The sequence below is a fragment of the Consotaella salsifontis genome (assembly GCF_900167365.1).
In the GTDB taxonomy this organism is placed as follows: domain Bacteria; phylum Pseudomonadota; class Alphaproteobacteria; order Rhizobiales; family Rhizobiaceae; genus Consotaella; species Consotaella salsifontis.
Map to the genome: position 1 here is coordinate 143,748 of NZ_FUXL01000009.1, position 17,223 is coordinate 160,970.

Sequence of the window (17,223 nt, forward strand, 5' to 3'; positions counted from 1 at the left end):
GACCCTGCGGCCTACAGCGAATGCGTACGATGATCGAACCCTATGGCGAGCGCTCGAAGACGATCACGCTGGGCGCCGACAGAGGCTTCGACACAAAGGACTTCGTCAATGAGCTGCGTTCCATGAACGTCACGCCGCACGTGGCGCAGAACACGGCGGGCCGACGATCGGCGATCGACGGGCGCACCACCCGGCATCCGGGCTATGCAACGAGCCTGCGCATCCGCAAACGGATCGAGGAAGCCTTCGGCTGGATCAAGACTGTGGCGGGCCTTGCCAAGAGCCGCTTCCGCGGTATCGAGCGGACGGGCTGGGCCTTCTCCTTTGCCGCAGCGGCTTACAACCTCGTCCGGCTGCCCCGGCTGCTGGCGGTGTCGTCATGAGCGCCCCGGCCGGCTGCAGGCTCGTCGGGCGCTGGCGGATCGTCGGGGCCGACCTTTGGAATCGCGCCACTCTCGACCTCTGCGGCCCCGCCACGATGACCATCGGGCCGCAGAACCACGGCGAGATCGCCTTCGGCGCCCTGCAAGCCAGCCCCGACCTCGGCTACAGCCCCTCGACGGTCTCCTTCACTTGGATGGGCGACGACGACATGCACGAGGTCTCCGGCGACGGCTTCGCCGAACTCCTCGACGACGGCTCCATCGAGTGCGGATTCCGATCCAAGCCGGCCGGGTATTCCGATTTGATGTCGGCCACCATTCCGGGATGAAGCCGGCCAGCATTCCGATCAATCACCGGCCACCTTCCGGCGTCTGAAGACCCTGGGTCAGCAACTCGGGCATCAAGCTCCCTGTCCAATGAGGAGAGCGCGATGCCGGCAAAGAGAAGGCTGACCATGAGACAATTGCGACAGATGCTTCGGCTCACCCGGGACGGCGTCAGTGCCCGGGAGATCGCTGTGATGCTGGGCGTTGCGAGGAGCACCATCCAGGACAACCTGAAGCGCGCCGCGGCGGCGGGGCTGAGCTGGCCGCTGCCCGGCGAGATGACCGACGATGCGCTTGAGAACAGGCTGTTCGACCGTGCCGGCGTCAAGCAGGGCATGCGACGGCGGCCGGAACCCAACTGGGCCGATATCGCGGTCGAGCTGAAGAAGCCCGGCGTCACCCTGCAGATCCTCTGGGACGAGTATCGCGCCGTTCATCCCGGCGGCTACGGCTACAGCCGTTTCTGCGAACTGTTCCGCAGCTTCGAGCGCCGGCTCTCGCCGACGATGCGCCAGGAGCACCGAGCGGGCGACAAGGTCTTCGTCGACTATTCCGGCAAGAAGATCGCCATTGTCGATCCCCGGACCGGCGAGATCCGGGAGGCCGAACTGTTCATCGCCGTCGTCGGCGCCTCCAGCTTCACCTATGCCGAGGCGACGTGGACGCAGGCGCTGCCCGACTGGATCGGCGCCCATGTGCGCATGTTCCGCTTCCTCGGCGGCGTGCCGCGCCTGATCGTGCCCGACAATCTGAAGTCCGGCGTCAACCGCGCCTCGTTCTACGATCCGGAGATCAACCGGAGCTACGCCATGATGGCCGCCCATTATGGTGTCGGCATCCTGCCGGCGCGGCCCCGCAAGCCGCGCGACAAGGCGAAGGCCGAGAACGGCGTTCGGTTCGCCCAGAGCTGCATCCTGGGCCGGCTGCGCAAGCAGACCTTCTTCTCGCTCGCCGAGGCGAACGCAGCGATCGCCGGTGCGCTCGATCGCATCAACGACCACGTCATGCGGCGGCTCGGGGTCAGCCGCCGGCATCTCTTCGAGACGGTCGAGCGGCCAGCGCTCACGGACCTGCCGGGGAGCGACTACGAGTTCGCCGAGTGGCGCTTCGCCCGTGTCGGCACCGACTACCATGTGGAATTCGACAGCTTCTTCTATTCGGTGCCGCATGGCCTGATCCGCCAGCAGGTCGATATCCGGGCGACGGCGAAGACGATCGAGATCTTCCACCGCGGCAAGCGCGTCGCTGCCCATCAGCGTCGATATGGCGGCCGCCGCCATGGCACCGATCCCGATCATATGCCCAGTTCGCACCGGCGATATGCGGACTGGACGCCGGATCGCTTCCGCCGCTGGGCCGCATCGGTGGGACCGCAGACCGAGGGGCTGATCCTCGCCATCCTGGCCGCCCGCCCGCACCCCGAACAGGGCTTCCGAACCTGTCTGGGCGTGCTGCGCCTCTACCGCGACGTCGACAAGTCCCGGGCCGAGGCGGTCTCGGCGCGGGCCGTCGCGATCGGCGGCCTCAACTACAAAAGCATCGCCTCGCTGCTCAGCCTGTCGAAGACCGCCAATCCGGGCGCCAGCGCGACCGCCGACACCAAACCCGCTGCCATCGTCGACCACGTCAACCTGCGTGGCCCCGGCTACTTCCATTGAGGAGAGACACGATCATGCTGACCCATCCGACCCTCGACCTCCTGAACGAACTCGGCCTGACCGGAATGGCCAGCGGCTTTGCGGATCTCGAGGCCCAGCCCGAGGCCCGGGCCCTGGAGCATGGGGAGTGGCTGGCGCTCCTCCTCGAACGTGAGGCGACGCAACGCCGGCAGAAGCGCTTCGAAGCCCGGGCTCGGGCGGCCAGACTGCGTCACGACGCGCAGGTCGAAGACACAAACTTCCGCGCCGCGCGCGGTCTCGACCGCGGCCTCTTTCTCCAATTGGCCGGATGCGACTTCATCCGCCAGCGGCAGGGCCTGTTGCTGACCGGGCCTGCCGGCGTCGGCAAGAGTTGGCTCGCCTGCGCCCTCGGCCAAAAGGCCTGCCGCGAAGACTTCTCCGTCGCCTACCACCGGGCGCCGCGGCTCTTCGCGACCCTCAGCCTCGCCCGCGGTGACGGCCGATACGCCCGATTGCTGAAGTCGCTCGCCAGGGTCGACCTCCTCATCCTCGATGACTGGGGGCCCGAAACGCTCACCGACGATCAGCGTCGCGATCTCCTCGAGATCGTCGAGGACCGCTACGAGCGCCGCTCGACCATCGTCACCAGCCAGGTGCCGGTCGATCGCTGGTACGAGATCATCGGCAATCCGACCATCGCCGACGCCATTCTCGACCGGCTCGTCCATAACGCTTATCGCATCGAACTGTCCGGCGAGAGCCTGCGGAAACGAACCCGGCAGCCAGCGGCCTCACCGACATCTTGACCTGAACTCCGACCCTAACCCATCATCGAAATCGACCCAGGATCAGACCACGAGATGGCCGGCTTCAAATCGGAATGGCGGCCGGAATGAAATCGGAACAGGTGGCCGGCTTCATTTTGGAATGCATGGCCGGCTTCATCGGAATCCGCAATCGAGATCACCTTCGCCTACCTCAACGGCGACGAAGCCATCCTCAAGGCCGTTCGGGACGCTTCTTCAACACCCTGCTAGACCGAGCCCGACCATCAGTCGGCCGATGAAGGCGTGAACGGTCTCGATTGATATGCCACCTTTCTCGATGCTCCGCGGCACGCCGAGCAGCGCCATGGTCCGCCTCATATCGGCAACCAGCGCCTTGTTGTAGGTGAGCATCATCGAGCGCATCTGCTCGCGGTCAAATGCTCGGTATGCCATTTGCAAGAGTATGACCGTCTTGCCGACGCCGCCTCTTCCGCGGAAGATGACCTGCTTCTTTCCAAGATCGTCAAGCCACGTGTCAGCCAGTGCGGCTTTCACGATCCGGTCCATTCTGGTCCGGTCAAGCGGGGTGGGTTCGAGCGTCTGCAACAATGCAAAATCCGGGGATAGCAACTCCTCGAATACCTCATCGGACCCGAACGATATGAACGCATCACGTCCCTGGTGATTAGGACCACTGATCTGGCCGAGAATGTTGAGGATGCGCTCAAAACTCGCGTTAATGCCAAAGCAGTCATGGGGCCGCTTTGGCAAGTCGGCCTCGCGCAAACCTGAGAAGAAAATCAAGTCCTGAACATAAACTCGATTCACTCCGCGCTCTGCAAGATACGCTTTGAACTCGAACATCTGCTGACGGTTCTTCTCGGTCACCGGCTCCCATGCGTTGTGGCCGCTACGCCGGTATCGCACCAAGGCGATTTTGTCGTCGAACTTCACACCCGTCGCGTCATGCGACTTAGTTTCAATGACAAGAAGAAAGTTCTTCACGCTCGCCCGCCGCGGGATGAACGGATCGCCCTCCCGCGGGTAAAATTTGAACTCAGTATCGAAGCTGCGCGGGACAGCTAGATGGCCAATGACGACGAGGTCGATATCTTCGATCTTGCGACCATAGAGCTTCAGGCCGACGAAGATCTTGATGTGATCGTCCCCGCTTTGGCCTAGGTCCGGCCAGACGGCGAGGATTTGCTTACGAAGATGGACCGCGGCCTCGTACTCTTTCCCTTCCGTAACACCCACTATATCGATCATGATGGGGGTATCGCCTTTCCCGGAAGGACGAGGCAACCTTGCGAGCTACGCAGCCTGTTGTGAGTTTGCGCTTCCATCATCTATTCGCCGATCTTTTGCCGCACATTGCGCGTGACAAAGGGTAGGTTTCCGCGGACTACCAGTTCGTTTTCGATCAGGATCGGGATATCCGCTCCGCCGTCACGGAAAGCACCAATCTCGGGATCCGCAGGATGGCCGTCGGTTAGCGGGCCGGACAGAGCTATGATGGAGCGCCGCCCGCCCGGACCGGTTACAAGGATGGGCGCGGTCACCGTTCCTACGCGGGTTTCGACCGGGACATCGGTCTGAAATGTGAAGGCTCCATCGGTCTGTCTTTGAAGGTCATGGGCAAGCAACGTCGTCGAATTGCGCAGCCGCGCGGCGTTAAATCCGGGTGCCTCCCCATTCAGCAGATATTCAAGCAGTTCAACGCCGACATGCCGGTCAAGAAGGCTGTGTTCGAATTTGTTCTTGAAACTCCGCAAGCAGCGATAGCAGGACGCATCGCAGTCCTCCGGGCAAGTTTTCATGAGCGCGAGCGCTCTCTGGAAAAGCTCAAGCCCACGCTCGGGTAACTGGCTGGCAAAACCCGCACCGCCGGGAAGCGTGTCATAGAGGAAAATCTCGGCTTCCAGTCCGCTCGTGCCTGCCGGTGTCAGGGCCGGCCGAAACTCAGCCAGCAATTCACCGGACTCGATTTCAAGCATCTGGCATGCAGCCTTTGCCAAGGCTTCGCTGACCGTCCGCAACGCGACGGCGGTCGATGAATGGCCGGGTTTGAGCTTGAGAGGTGCAGCGACCCGCATCGAGAACAAGGCGATATCGGTGATGAAGTCGGTGCCGAGCACCAGATGGCGCGTCGCACCGGTGCCGTCGCACACCTTCTTGTCATCGTCGTCCGGGTACGGCTTGTTGTGCGGCATTGCCAGCTTTGGGCTGGGGTCGGTACTCGACTCTATGCGGCCGCATTTGGTGCAGTAGGTGTAGCCCTCGTCGCTCGGCCCGGTATTCGAAACAAGCAGGTGCTGGCGGGCTCTTAGAACACGCACGCGGTCGTTGATCGAAATCCACCCCGCTTCATCATCGGGCGTTCCCATCGTGAGCTTCGCGCGGGTCGCGTAGCTGGTCTCAGGCATGTCGTCGGGGGAAGTGACCTCTTCCGCATCGATCGGGTGTGCAAAGCCGGGCGGTCTGATCCAGTAGCGCGCAGGGCCGAAGGTTTCCTCCCCGCCGCAAGCCGGACAATCCATGGTATCGCCACGGGCGACCGTTCCGACAGGATCGGTTTTGGCATAGCCGCACTCGCTACATTCCATGTAGAGGCGTCTTGATTGCCATGCCTCATAGCGATCGTCAGCCATGACGGAGTAGATCGCGCCCGACGTGTAGCACTTTCCCGATATCCACACCTGCTTGCCCGGAGCGTATTGGGAAAGAGCGACCGGCAATCCCTGTGATGGCGCGAAGCGCATAATCGGTCGGAACGAGGTCGAGCGATCGCGATCGAACACATGGAAGGTGGCAACATCGGTCGGGAAGGCGTAGCGCGGCAGCTTGCCGCAATAAAGAAGCCGGTCGAGAAGCTTTCCGGGGCTCGATGCCTGGGCGGGCCGTTCTTCGCCTTCCTCGGCCTGTTCTTCAATGTCGTTGTCCTGATCTGGATGCTGCTCGGCATCCGCTTCATCCGGCCCTGGCCGAATGGCGTCATCAACTGCTTTCAGGCAATCTTCGGCCATGCCGGAAAGCAGGGCTTCGCGGTCTTCCGCCGAAAGCTCTACCGGTATCCATGAGGCAACGCGCTGCTGAAGCGCGGATTCATTTTCGGCAAGCCAGCCTGCGAAATCATCCCGGTTCAGGATCGATGTCCCGTTGCGAAATTCCGATACCGTACCAAGAACGGAAAAAAGATCGTGGCGCTGTGAAGGATCGACTGTGGGCAAACGGTCCTGGTGGTAGTTCTGAAGCAGGTAGGCGCGAATATGGCGGCGCACGATTTCACGGTTGTCGAGCGTGAGCTTCGGATCAATCACATCACCGCGGATCATCCCGTCGGGCTCGGAGAAATAGTGCTCGTCGTGGCTGTCGGCACTGCCGAATGCGATGACTGTCGCAACGGCATTTCCGCGTCGGCCAGCGCGCCCTGCGCGCTGCTGATAATTGGCACGGCCCGGCGGCATATTGCGAAGAGCTACGCCTGAAAGCGCGCCGAGATCGATGCCAACCTCCATGGTGGTGGTGCTGGACAGAACGTCGATTGCCGTCGCGCGGCTGCCGGCGGAACTGCCCGTCAGTGCGATATCTTGGAAGAGCAGTTCGTTTTCTTCCGCCTTGGAGAATACGTCGTCATTCTGCGGCGCGTTCAACTGGGCTGTATGCTCTGCCGCAATCAGCGCCATGGGCTTGCGCGGCGGAACCCTGAGCGCTTCGATGACCGGTTTGCGATAGAATCCCTTGCGTGCGCCAAACACTTCATCGGTGTCCGGATCGAGCGCCCTGATGTCCGAACTGCCGCAATCGATACACGAAGAAAGGCCGGGGATCGGGCGATGAACGGATTTGCAGGTGCGGCAGTGAACCCACTGTCCCCCGAATTGCAGCGAGAGTTCGCTGCCCCGGAGACGCTTGTAGTTACCGGTCGTATCCTGGGTGAACAGCGCAAGGAGCGCCGGCGCCCACTGGTCCGCAAAAATCTTGCGGGCGGCCTTGTCCGGGAGGATCGCATCCATCGCTTTGAACTTGGCCTTGGGGTTGCGCGTCTTGACGCTGACCCCATCGGTTCGCGAGCGGTTTTCCCAACCTCCGGGCATGGCACTGAGCCAGAATCCATAGCTTTGCCAGCAGCGGAGCCAGGCACGCGCCAGTGAGACTTTGGCTTCAGGCGTTTCAGCGATGCCCGGAATGGCGGGTAGCTTCTCCAACGCGGGTGTATGCTTGCTGCGTTCGACGATCGAGGCCAAGGCCAGAGCCTCAAAGCCCCAGAACCGGTCCTGAATGGTTGTGATGATGTTTTCGAGCAACGCCTCGGGCGGCCGCTCGTTGCGCATTTCCATGCAGAGATTCAGCAGGCCCGCATCATCCTCGGTTTCACCGCTAGCAATCGCATTCTCGACAACGATCTCTGCGCCGAACGTCTCCCAGGATTTCAGTTCCGGGCGCAGGCGAACATCAAGAATTTTGGAGGCCAGAAGAACTGCCAGATAGAGGTCTTCCAGGTTGAGGTTGGTGCGGAGAACGCCGACTTCCTGTAACCGGCTGAAGCCCCACGCGATCAGGGGGCGCAGTGAATCGCGCACCGAATACATTTGGAGATTCGGGGCAAGACGCGCCGCTACCTGCCGCGAGTCCGAAAACGCAAGGACTTTCCGTCCCTGCAAGGGAGCGAAGCGGGTAGCCGGCACAGGTCCGGGCGGCTGAATTTGAATCTGCCGGGCAACGAGCGCCTGAAACGGTTGGTCGCCCTTGGTCTGATGGTCCTGCACATAGGTCCGGCCAAAACGGGCAGTCTTGCCACAAACAGCGCAAGGCTTGAACTCACCGCGCGTTTCGAAGCTCGTGTCGGCTTCGTCGTCCTCATCCGCCGAGTCCATGACGCGCTCGCTGCGAATGTGAACGGTCCGTGTGCGCGGTCCGGCAACCTTCGGATTGAGACGCCCGGTTTCGAGATCGTAGTCTGCCGGTTCGGCTGCCTCCCCGGCCGCAGGCTCTTCAAGAAGCAAGTCGAGCGGCAGAAGCGGTCCGGTTTCCCCGCCGGCCATGCGCAGGCGCTTGCCCGGCTCGGACCAGAGGGCGGACGGAGAATCTACATCGTCCGTATAGGCACGGGCATAGGTAGTGCCGCAGTTCCGGCAGGTGAAAAGCTCGAGAACGCGCGCGCCGCATCCACAGCGCTCGCGGGGCTGACTGTACATCTTCCCGCAGATGCCGTCTTTAGCGTCGTCTGCGAGATCGCTGCACTCGGGGTCCATGCAGACCCACAGCCCCGGCAAGCCGCGGTAGAAATTATGAATGCGGCAAGGAAGGAGGCCGGGAGCTTTCGGGTCAACGCGCGCCACGCTCCCTAACGCCATCAACACAGTGACCGCGGCATCCGCTTTCTCCGAAGCGGCAGTCGGAAACAGCATGGAGCCGAGTTCGGCAACCGGCAGTGCCTCCTTCATTGTCGCATTGACGAGAAGACCCATCGGTCCAAAGGATTCCAGAGCATGATAGAGCGCTGCCTCTGACCTGTGCTCGCCTTCGACCTGCCGGTAGTTCAGTAGCGGCTTCAGGATCGCAAGACGCGCCGCATCCGAATCCGCTTTGTAATAGGCATCTAGATTGACGGATGCGAGAATCTCCGCGTCATGGTCGGAGCCCCCAGTGCTGTGCGGCCGCAGGTCCAGCGATCCGGTGACGGGTTCAAAAGTCTCCGGCGGAATGCCCGAAAGCTGCGCGCCGAACTGCGGCGCGTATTCCTTGTCCTTGAAGCTCGCCGTTGCGCAAATGACCTGAAAGCGCTCAGGCGAAATGCCGAGCCGGTCGCGCAGCCGCCGGAGAAGCAATCCGACCTCGGCGCCGGCTGCGCCGCGATAAAGGTGCGCCTCGTCAAGCACCACGAGGAATTTCTCTTTGGGATTATCGGCAAGCCACTGCCGCGTCCGGTCAAAGATCGGCCGTTCGATCGGGCGCATCAGCATGTACTCAAGCATCGAGTAGTTCGTCACGAGTAGGTCGGGCGGAGCCGCCTGGACCTCGTGACGGGTCAGCAGTTCGGAATCGTCGGGCAAAGTAACCGCCCTGATAAACTCTTTTGTCTTGCGGTCCTGCCAGCCGGTACCCTTCTCGCCAAACCAGGCCGCAAGGTCAGGTTTTGCCGGCCATTTTCCGCGCTCATTCAGTGCGGCACGCAGCCGGGCCGCTTCCGCACGGATTTCAGGATCATCGTTTTTGGCGCGCCGCTCGATGTCTACATAAAACTCGTCGAAAGACTTGAGCTTTGCCGAATCCTTTTCGGTCGTGCGGACGCCAGCATACGGAGTCCGGCTTGTATAGCGCGCGAACCTGGGCGGCCGCCCGGACCATTGCTTGAATTGTTGCACGAGCCGGGGATCACCGAATAGAGAGCGCAATCGGCCCAACTGGTCGTTTACGAGCGCATTCATCGGATAGAGAATGAGAGCGCGCATCGCGGGCTGGCTACCAAAGCCAGCCGGGTTCGCCTCGGCTTCGCGCGCGAATTTCCCTAAGATCGGCAACAGGAACGATTCGGTCTTGCCCGAGCCGGTGCCGGTCATAATGACGAGGTTCTTCCCACCGATGAGGCTGTGCCGGATCGAATCCGCCTGATGCTTATAGGGGGGATCGTAGATCAGGCGCGGAAGGTCTCCCTTGGGCTCAGACAATTGGGAATAGATCGTAAGGGCCGCGGCGGGGAGCCCCTTCATTTGGGCAAAATTTTCGCCGGTCTCGTAGCGCGGCGTCGATTCCAGATAGGGCACCTGGTGAATCACGCCGGGGCGCGCCAGCAATTCCTTCCTCTGCTTGATTAGAGAAGGAGCGCTGATGTGGTAGGTCGCTTCAATATAGTCCCTGAGGGAAGCGTGAAGCTGGTGTATCGTTTCTTGTATCGTGTCGGTCATGATCGCCCTCAGTCGGAATCTTCCGTGCGCGCCAACCAAAGCCTTTCCTGAAGAAAGCGCTCTTCCTGGTCGGCCGTGCCGGCAGGTAAGGAGTATGAAATAAGGCTGCCGCCTCGCGGCTCGGGGCGACCGAGTATCATCAGTCGCCGTTCCGACCATTGCGGCAGCGGCGAAAAGAAATCGAAGTGCACGCGATCGCCGTCGGCGATCCGTCGGTAAAGCTGGGGGTTTGCATTGCAGGAGTCGATGGCCATCTGCAGGTGCCAGGCTACGTCGCAGGCGCGCCAGCGCGTCTTCTTAAGCGGCAAATCCAGCAACCTGACTGGAACGCCGTTTTGCAGGGCGACAAAACACCAGATCGGCGCACCGTAGTCCTGCGGCCGGCGCCCCACGAAATCCCCGTCATGGTGGCGCGCCGGCGCACACCAGCGTCCCTTGTAGTAGGTCACGCGGCGGGTCGGATCGAGAACTTGGAGGCTTTCAAATTCCCCGCTGGGCGGCATTGCGTTCAAGTGCCGCTCCATGCCGAGAAGCGCATCCTGCGCCGGTTCCGGTTTAGGCGCTTTGAGCCAAACGTCTTCCGAGAGTTCCTGAAGACCTTCTTCCCGAAGGTCATTTGCGAGGTCTTCGCCCGATTGCGGTTCGAGAATGCGGGTGAACCGTCCATAGGTTATGCGTGATGCCAGGGACGGCGGTAGAAACGTGTCCTGGTCTGGAACAACGCCGGTCAGAAAAACACTGCCTCCGGCGCGGACGATGAAGCTCGGCGGCGCAGCAAAGACCCACGTACCTTTCACGTCGGGATCAACGGTAGCGACATCATTCAATTCCAGAAGATCCCCGCCAATAATCAGGCCTTCGATAACGGCGTCGATGACGTCCGGAAGTTCTTGCTCATTGGGCGTCAGTCCATGAAGGCTTTCAAGAAGCGCAGCCCGCAAACTGGCGCGGGAACAGGGGCAGAGGATACCGGCTGTCCGCCTGAGCAATCCGGCGAGCAAGGTTTCATCGATCGAATCGTCAGACGCAGCCGGTAGGTCGAGAGCCTTGCGGCAAGAGCCCAGCACGTCCTCGGGCATGATTTCGGTAATCACCATGACAACCTCGGCAACCTGAGCGCCGGACCGTCATGGTCCCGGTTGGCGGATAGAAGCGCAAGCATGCGTGCGCCGCGTAAAATCGCGGGACAATTCCGGAGTGAACGAAACAACTCGTCGAGATCGCGGTCGTAGACTTCGATGAGTCGCTGCGGTTGACATGCCAGCCGCAGGGCAAATTCGCACAGGCGGCGTTCCTTGCAGATGCCGTATCGCTCGGCCAGTTCGACATACCACTGGGTAGCCTGCGCGAGACCGTCATCGATGCGCGCGAAGTCCCGTCTCAGGACGGCACCGAAGCCGTTCTTCCTTTCGATGTTGTGCTGCAAACCATCCCGCGCACGCTCAGACTTCGGGGCGGCGCACAACGCATCCTCCGCCTTCATCCAGTTGAAACCGCATACCATTTCGTAAATCGCAGACAGGATTCCGGCCGCAACGCTATCGCGCCGAACTCCGGCGAGCGGTCCGGCAAGGCGGGCGCTGCGCCAGAGCGCGAATATCCGGATGGCCTGTTCGAGGGTAACAGCGCCGCCGCGTATGGCGCCGAAATCCCAACTCACGCCGAGCCCGGACAGTCCAGGCCCGCTCAAGCCGGCACTGACCGCGACGGCGTCGTGGTAATGTCCGTGCTGCGTGGTGAAAAGACCGCCTGGGGCGCTTACCTTGGAGCCGGACAACGCATCGGCAGGTGGCAGCGCCTCGGCAGCAACGGGACGTTCGAAGGGAAAGAATAATGCGGCCGGCTGGGACTGCTCGCTGCCCGTATCGTCTATTAGCCGCGCCGAGAGCGTGCCGTGATGGTTGCGGATAACCCATCGAACCGGAAGGGCATCGTGTTCGAAACGTACGACATATTCCCCGAGTTCATCGCCCTTTATCCTGAGCGCACCCTCGGACGCTTCGAGGTAGCGCCAGGCATAATCCTCGCCGCGCTGGAGAAACTGGTCGAATTTCCTGTGCCAGTTTTCTGGAGTCACCGGCAGGCTCATCGGATCGCCGACCTGCTCGGAAAATATCTGCTCGCCATTGCTTTTGGCGAGCGTGACCTCGCAAGTGACACGGTGGCTTTCCGGCCCGAGAACCGAGAGCCTTATGCCGTTTTCCCAAAACGCATCGAGATTGGCATCATGGGGGTCAACTGTGACGATCAGTCCGGCATGAGATGGCCGTCCGGGCGTCCACGATTCCGGCTCCCGCACGTTCAGGACCAGGTGGCCTTCCGCCGGCGGCGAGGACGGCGGCGCGGGTCCGGCTGTATCGGGCTTTGCCACGACGCTCAGCGTATGAATGCCCTCGGGCAGCGGCGGAAGCCTGAAAAAACTCGGGAAGCCCACGCGCCCTGCTTCAACGATTGTTGCAGCGCCGCCGTCAAGACGAAGACAGTAGCCCTCTAAAGGATGGTCATGGGTGATCCCGAAGCATGGTGTTTCGGTGGTCAGCCATTCACTGTTGCCTTCGCCGTCCCACTGGTGAGCCGGCAATCCCGCGGGCCACACCCTGATGGTCCGCGCCACTTGAAGATCGAGTTTTTTCAGCCATGCGGCATCTTCAGCAGATACCGCGTCAGGCATCTTGAGCCGGAAAGCTTTCGCTCCCGCGCACTCGATGCTGCATGCGCTGACATACGGATGACCGGCGGGCGGTTCAGCGGTCGTTGCGATTATATATTCGTAGCTAGGCCGGACGATTCTCCCGGTGATTTCACGGGCGATGCCGTCCTGACCGACGCGGAAGAGCCAGTTCGGCCCCGCACCAAGACGGCATTCGCTCTCAACGAGGTGATCGAGCACGCCGTGAGATTGTTCGAACAAAAGCAGCGGCTTTTCCGGGTCCGGCCATGATTTGAGGACGGCCTTCCTTCTGCCTGACAGCAGCCAGCCAGCGGGCTTGGTATCGTCCGCCCCATTCAGGCGACACCGGGTCTTCTTCAGGAAGGCGCGAACATCCGCGCTCACCGCAAGCCCCCTGAAGTCGGGGACATCCATGACAAGCGACCAGGTCCCGGCTCCCGAATAGCGGAGCATAAGGTTTGGCCGGATACTCAGGTTCGGCTGCTCGCCTCTCAACGCTCCGCGCCCGTGCGGGCCGCCGACGGCGCCCGGCAGGGACGGAGTGGAGCCGTGCCCGATGCCTTTGAAGCGATCGGCGACCTCTTGCCGTGTCGCCTTGAGCCATTCGCGGGCGCTACGAACTTGTTCGAGGTCTGTAACGATCCGTTCAAGGGTTGGCGGATAGATGGGCTGCTGTGCGCCAGCCTGTTCCTGACCCAGCAGGGCAAGCACGATCCGGCCGGTTAGTTCCTCCTGCTGTAAGAACGCCTCAAAGCGAGTGGTGGCGTGAGCGTGTGCCGCGAGAACGCGCCCTACGCTAGCCGCCTCGAACCGAGCCACCCCGGCCAGTCTGTAACGAAGATCGTAAAGAGCGCGCGCGAATTGGAGCTGTAGATACCGTGGGAGAATGGCGTGGGTAATGGGCCACGCGATGATCCTAAAATGCGAGGCCCAGGGACCCGTTGGAACGACACCGTCATAGGCCTTCTGGAATTTGGTGAACCAGGGAACGACTTTATAACGATCGCCGAATTCCCAACTCGGCGTGTGCTCTTCGAACGAACGCCAATATTCTTCGCCGTCATAGTTATAGCCGCGCTCGGTGGCGTAGATCACCCACAGAAGCCAGTGAGATCGCAGGGGGAGACCGGCCTTCAGGCGGGACAGGAGAAGGCCGCTGATTTCCGCTAGCTCGTTTTCGTCCAGGCCGTGTTCTAGCGCGAATATCGGGAAACCGCTCCCGGCCCGCCTCTGCGCAAGGCCCGCAAAGTGCCTCTCAAGGCGCGCTTGCCATTGATCGAGAGGCGCGTGCATGGTCGTCATTCCTCCCCGTCCCGCCGCATACCTAGCCCGACTTCAAAACGCGGGACCGCATCATCCGGCTTTGGCTGCCGAAAAGGTCGAAAAGGTTGTCGGGGGTCCACTGGAGATATTCCGTCCGGCGACGGGAGCGCGGGATCATCCAGCGCGAGACAGCACGCTCTGCAACATCAGCCGCGGTAAGCAGCGTTTTGACATCGGGCCTGCCCTTGCCGGTCTTCAGGATGTGCTTCGCATTTTCCGCCAGCAGGCAGAGAAAGACCTGCCGCTGAATACCGTGGCGGAGCATGTCGTCCTTGAAGCCAAGCGCGTCCAGCGCGGCGCGCGTGGTGCGCAGGCGCCAGTTCGGTCCTTGTCCGAATCGGTGCAGGTCGGCGTAGTGGTGCCCGGCGTCTCTCAGATAATCGCGAAGTTCGGCAAACAGCCTGTCGGGGATGTGGAAATGGCCCCATCCGCCGGTGTAGCCGATGGGCCGAAGATACTCGGTTCCGTCGAGCTTGAGCCGATTGTAGACGGACGATCTGCCCATGGAGGACGAGGTCGTGATCGCAAGCAGCCTTGCCTTCTTCTCCTGCTGCGAGATGATGCCGGCCGTGGCGCCGTATAACTGCGCGAAATCATCATAGATATCCCGGCTTCTCAGAAGGCAGGCAACAAGCTTTCCGCCGAGAAGACTGTTGTAGGGGGGGACGGCGCCGAGCACGTAGGCATCCATGATGTTGACCAGCCGGGCCGACCGGTCGTGAACATCCCATCCGATGAGATTGTCCCGGACGGCGAGATTGAAGACGGGATCGCCAATCGCGATCAGACCGATGAGTTTTCCGTTGTGTTTGTCCCAAACAAGATAGCGTATGCGCCGGCCAAACCCGTTGGAAACAGGCACCGACCAACTGAGCGAAGCCAGCCGGAAAAGGTCGCCTTGCCATGTACCGGAAGCAATCTTCTCCAGCACCGGCGATATGCGTTCAGGATCGATATCGGTGCCGCCGGCGAAATGCTTGAGCAGCGACGGCGCTTTGTCGCTGATGAATTGGCGGTTCGCGCACAGCCGCTCTTCGCGCTGGGCGGCATGAAGGGTGCGGATAACATCTTTGCTGTTCCCTTCAATCTGGAACAGGCCGCTTTCTGACTTCTTAAATCCGAGCGTTCGCAGATGCCGACGCAGTTTTCTCTTTAAATTCGCCTCACGAGACGCGAGCTTAACTACTTTGTTTTGTCTTGAATTCATCGGCCCGGAGCCCCCTCCGCTTGATATGCTCTTCAATTCTGCTTTCTGCCGCTTCCTGCGAGGCCCGCTCAATGTAGCCACGCATGAATTCACGGATTACCTGCGCCGCCGACTTGTCTTCCGCCCGACAAGCCTTGATGAAACCCTCCCTGAGGGAGCGTTCAACGCGTATCCGAAGCCCGACATTCTTCATCGCCATACACAAGTGTAACCAATGGATACACGTCTAGATAGCACAATCCAGAAAACCGGACCACAGGCGCGCCATTGGCCCATGACTATCAGAGCCCGGACCACTCCTGTACAGCGTCCTTGCCGTGAGTTTGGTCACGACCTCTATGTCTTATGTCGATGATCATAACGCTGCGTGTGACCTACGGGCCTAAGGCCATGATTGTTCAAAGCGAGCGCCTTTCTCAGGTCATCGTGATCAAAGGCTGACGCCATCCGGTCGATCTCGCTAGGCGTGAGGCCAACCGCAGCAGCGGTGTCGCGCCAGTCCGCCACTGCTTGGCCCACTTCACTGGCGATCGCCCGCGCGTCCGCGGCCGTCAGTTCGAAATACTCCGCCACCTGCAGGGCGAGGTCGAGCGAGGCGGTGCCGTCGTCGAGATCGATCGCCGTCGTCAGCACGCGCGGCTTGATGTCCGTGGGCACGGGATTGACGTCGTAGGCCGGCGCCAGGCGCCAACCATCGGGGCCGGCATAGAGAAAGCCGTGATTGCGCAGGTGATCGTCGGTGTTGGAAATCAGCACGCTGAAGACGATGCGCCGCCACAGCATGTGCATGTCCTTTTTCGGCGCGGCGCCGTGCTGGCGCAGCACGTCGACGAATTCGAGATAGCTGCGCGTCTCGTTGTCGTTGGCGCCGAGCATGCTCATGGCCGAGAGGAAGGGAATGCGGGTCTGCTCGTCGCGGTCGAAGCGGCGCACGAGCAGCGTCGCCCTGCCGGCGATCGTCTCGATGCGCCAGGGCGCGACAGGGATCCCCGCCTTCTCGGCAAGGCTCAGCGCCACGGCCTCCCACAGGACGATGTTGTAGTCATCGTCCTTATGCGGAAATTTCGCGATAGCGAGATGGCCGTCCCGATCGCGCACCGAGGCCTTGGGCCGTGCGCCGCCGAGCGAGGAGCCCGGCGCCAGCAGCAGGCGCAGATCCTCGTCGCTCTCAGACTCGCCGACGACATGGTCGGCCGCCGACAAGAGGCGCGGCAACTCGACCAGCGGCGGGATCGGCACCACATCACCGGCCGCAAGGAATGGTCCGCCGGACTCTCTTGCAAAGCGCAACGCGCCCTGCCGGGCCTCGTCATTGACCATGAGCAGATAGTCGATCTCGCGCAGCGTGCGGGGTGTCTCACCCGCCTTCTCCGCCCGCCGGCGTTCGGCGCGGCGCATGAGCACGCGCCCCCAGCGGTCAGGCGCGGAATCGCCGATGGCGCCGAACAGGGGCTTGCCCGCGGGCGTGTGAAACGGACCGGGCCCGAGCTGCAAGGCAGGCTCGAGGGAGAAGCGGACGGGATTGGCGAGCCAGTCCTTGTCGTATTCGAAGGTGGCACTGTCCCTCCCCTTGCGCATGCGCGCCCACAGGCGGCCGGCGAGATGCGGCGCCCCGTCAAGGTCGACATGGACAAGGACTTCGGTATCCATCTAGCGGCTGCCTTCTTGCGCCGGGGGTGCCGCCCGCTCTTTCCGCGGACGGCGGATGCGCTGCGGCAGATGCTCCTCTTCGAGCTCGAGCCCAACGACGTCGGTGCTGGCGTCGGCGAGACCGGCAAGCCGGTCCGCGAGGCCGAGCGCAAAGAGCACGGTCGCATATGTGCCGATCGAGACACCGGGCTCGCCCTTCTCGACCTTGTTCAGGGTCGTGCGGCTGATCGAGGCCCGCTCGGCCATGATGGCGACCGGGATCCGCCGCCGGCGCCTTGCGTCACGGATGTCCTCGCCCAGCTTGCGCAGGGCGCGCCGCACCGGGATCGGCAGGGTCGGAGCTGTTCGAGGCTTGGCCATCTATAACG

10 protein-coding genes and 1 pseudogene are annotated in these 17,223 nt (G+C 61.9%); 4 read left to right on the forward strand and 7 right to left on the reverse strand.

Annotated elements, in window-relative coordinates:
* Positions 1-29 precede the first annotated feature (29 nt).
* The 4 genes and pseudogenes from B5D38_RS14100 to istB form a co-directional block, all read left to right on the forward strand.
* Positions 30-383 (forward strand): annotated as a pseudogene (locus tag B5D38_RS14100) (transposase); the annotation flags it as partial.
* Entirely contained in the window at positions 380-712 is a 333-nt protein-coding gene (locus tag B5D38_RS14105; protein WP_207552956.1) for a hypothetical protein, read from the forward strand. The pseudogene B5D38_RS14100 and the gene B5D38_RS14105, both read left to right, overlap by 4 nt.
* Positions 713-838: 126 nt before the next feature.
* Positions 839-2,368: an IS21 family transposase gene (gene istA, locus B5D38_RS14110; protein ID WP_245319229.1), complete on the forward strand. Its 1,530-nt coding sequence runs from the start codon at positions 839-841 to the stop codon at positions 2,366-2,368.
* A gap of 14 nt (positions 2,369-2,382) precedes the next feature.
* The gene (gene istB, locus B5D38_RS14115) at positions 2,383-3,135 is read left to right on the forward strand and encodes an IS21-like element helper ATPase IstB (RefSeq protein WP_078709064.1); all 753 of its coding nucleotides are present in this window, start codon (positions 2,383-2,385) and stop codon (positions 3,133-3,135) included.
* A gap of 216 nt (positions 3,136-3,351) precedes the next feature.
* On the opposite strand, the gene B5D38_RS14120 is transcribed toward istB, so the two are convergent.
* The 7 genes from B5D38_RS14120 to B5D38_RS14155 form a co-directional block, all read right to left on the reverse strand.
* Positions 3,352-4,365 carry a DNA/RNA helicase domain-containing protein gene (locus tag B5D38_RS14120; protein WP_116002741.1) on the reverse strand — a complete coding sequence of 338 codons (1,014 nt, stop codon included), beginning with the start codon at positions 4,363-4,365 and terminating at the stop codon, positions 3,352-3,354.
* 80 nt (positions 4,366-4,445) lie between these two features.
* A complete protein-coding gene (locus B5D38_RS14125; protein WP_078709065.1) occupies positions 4,446-10,004 on the reverse strand; it encodes a DEAD/DEAH box helicase in 5,559 nt (1,852 codons plus the stop codon).
* An 8-nt stretch (positions 10,005-10,012) separates the two neighbouring features.
* Positions 10,013-11,101: a hypothetical protein gene (locus B5D38_RS14130; RefSeq protein ID WP_207552957.1), complete on the reverse strand. Its 1,089-nt coding sequence runs from the start codon at positions 11,099-11,101 to the stop codon at positions 10,013-10,015.
* The gene (locus B5D38_RS14135) at positions 11,095-13,977 is read right to left on the reverse strand and encodes a hypothetical protein (RefSeq protein WP_116002743.1); all 2,883 of its coding nucleotides are present in this window, start codon (positions 13,975-13,977) and stop codon (positions 11,095-11,097) included. Before B5D38_RS14135 ends, B5D38_RS14130 begins: the two co-directional genes overlap by 7 nt.
* A gap of 22 nt (positions 13,978-13,999) precedes the next feature.
* Positions 14,000-15,241: a Druantia anti-phage system protein DruA gene (locus B5D38_RS14140; protein WP_245319231.1), complete on the reverse strand. Its 1,242-nt coding sequence runs from the start codon at positions 15,239-15,241 to the stop codon at positions 14,000-14,002.
* 300 nt (positions 15,242-15,541) lie between these two features.
* Positions 15,542-16,855 carry a type II toxin-antitoxin system HipA family toxin gene (locus B5D38_RS14150; RefSeq protein ID WP_078709068.1) on the reverse strand — a complete coding sequence of 438 codons (1,314 nt, stop codon included), beginning with the start codon at positions 16,853-16,855 and terminating at the stop codon, positions 15,542-15,544.
* The gene (locus tag B5D38_RS14155; protein WP_078709069.1) at positions 16,856-17,215 is read right to left on the reverse strand and encodes a helix-turn-helix domain-containing protein; all 360 of its coding nucleotides are present in this window, start codon (positions 17,213-17,215) and stop codon (positions 16,856-16,858) included. It abuts the gene before it with no gap.
* Positions 17,216-17,223 lie beyond the last annotated feature (8 nt).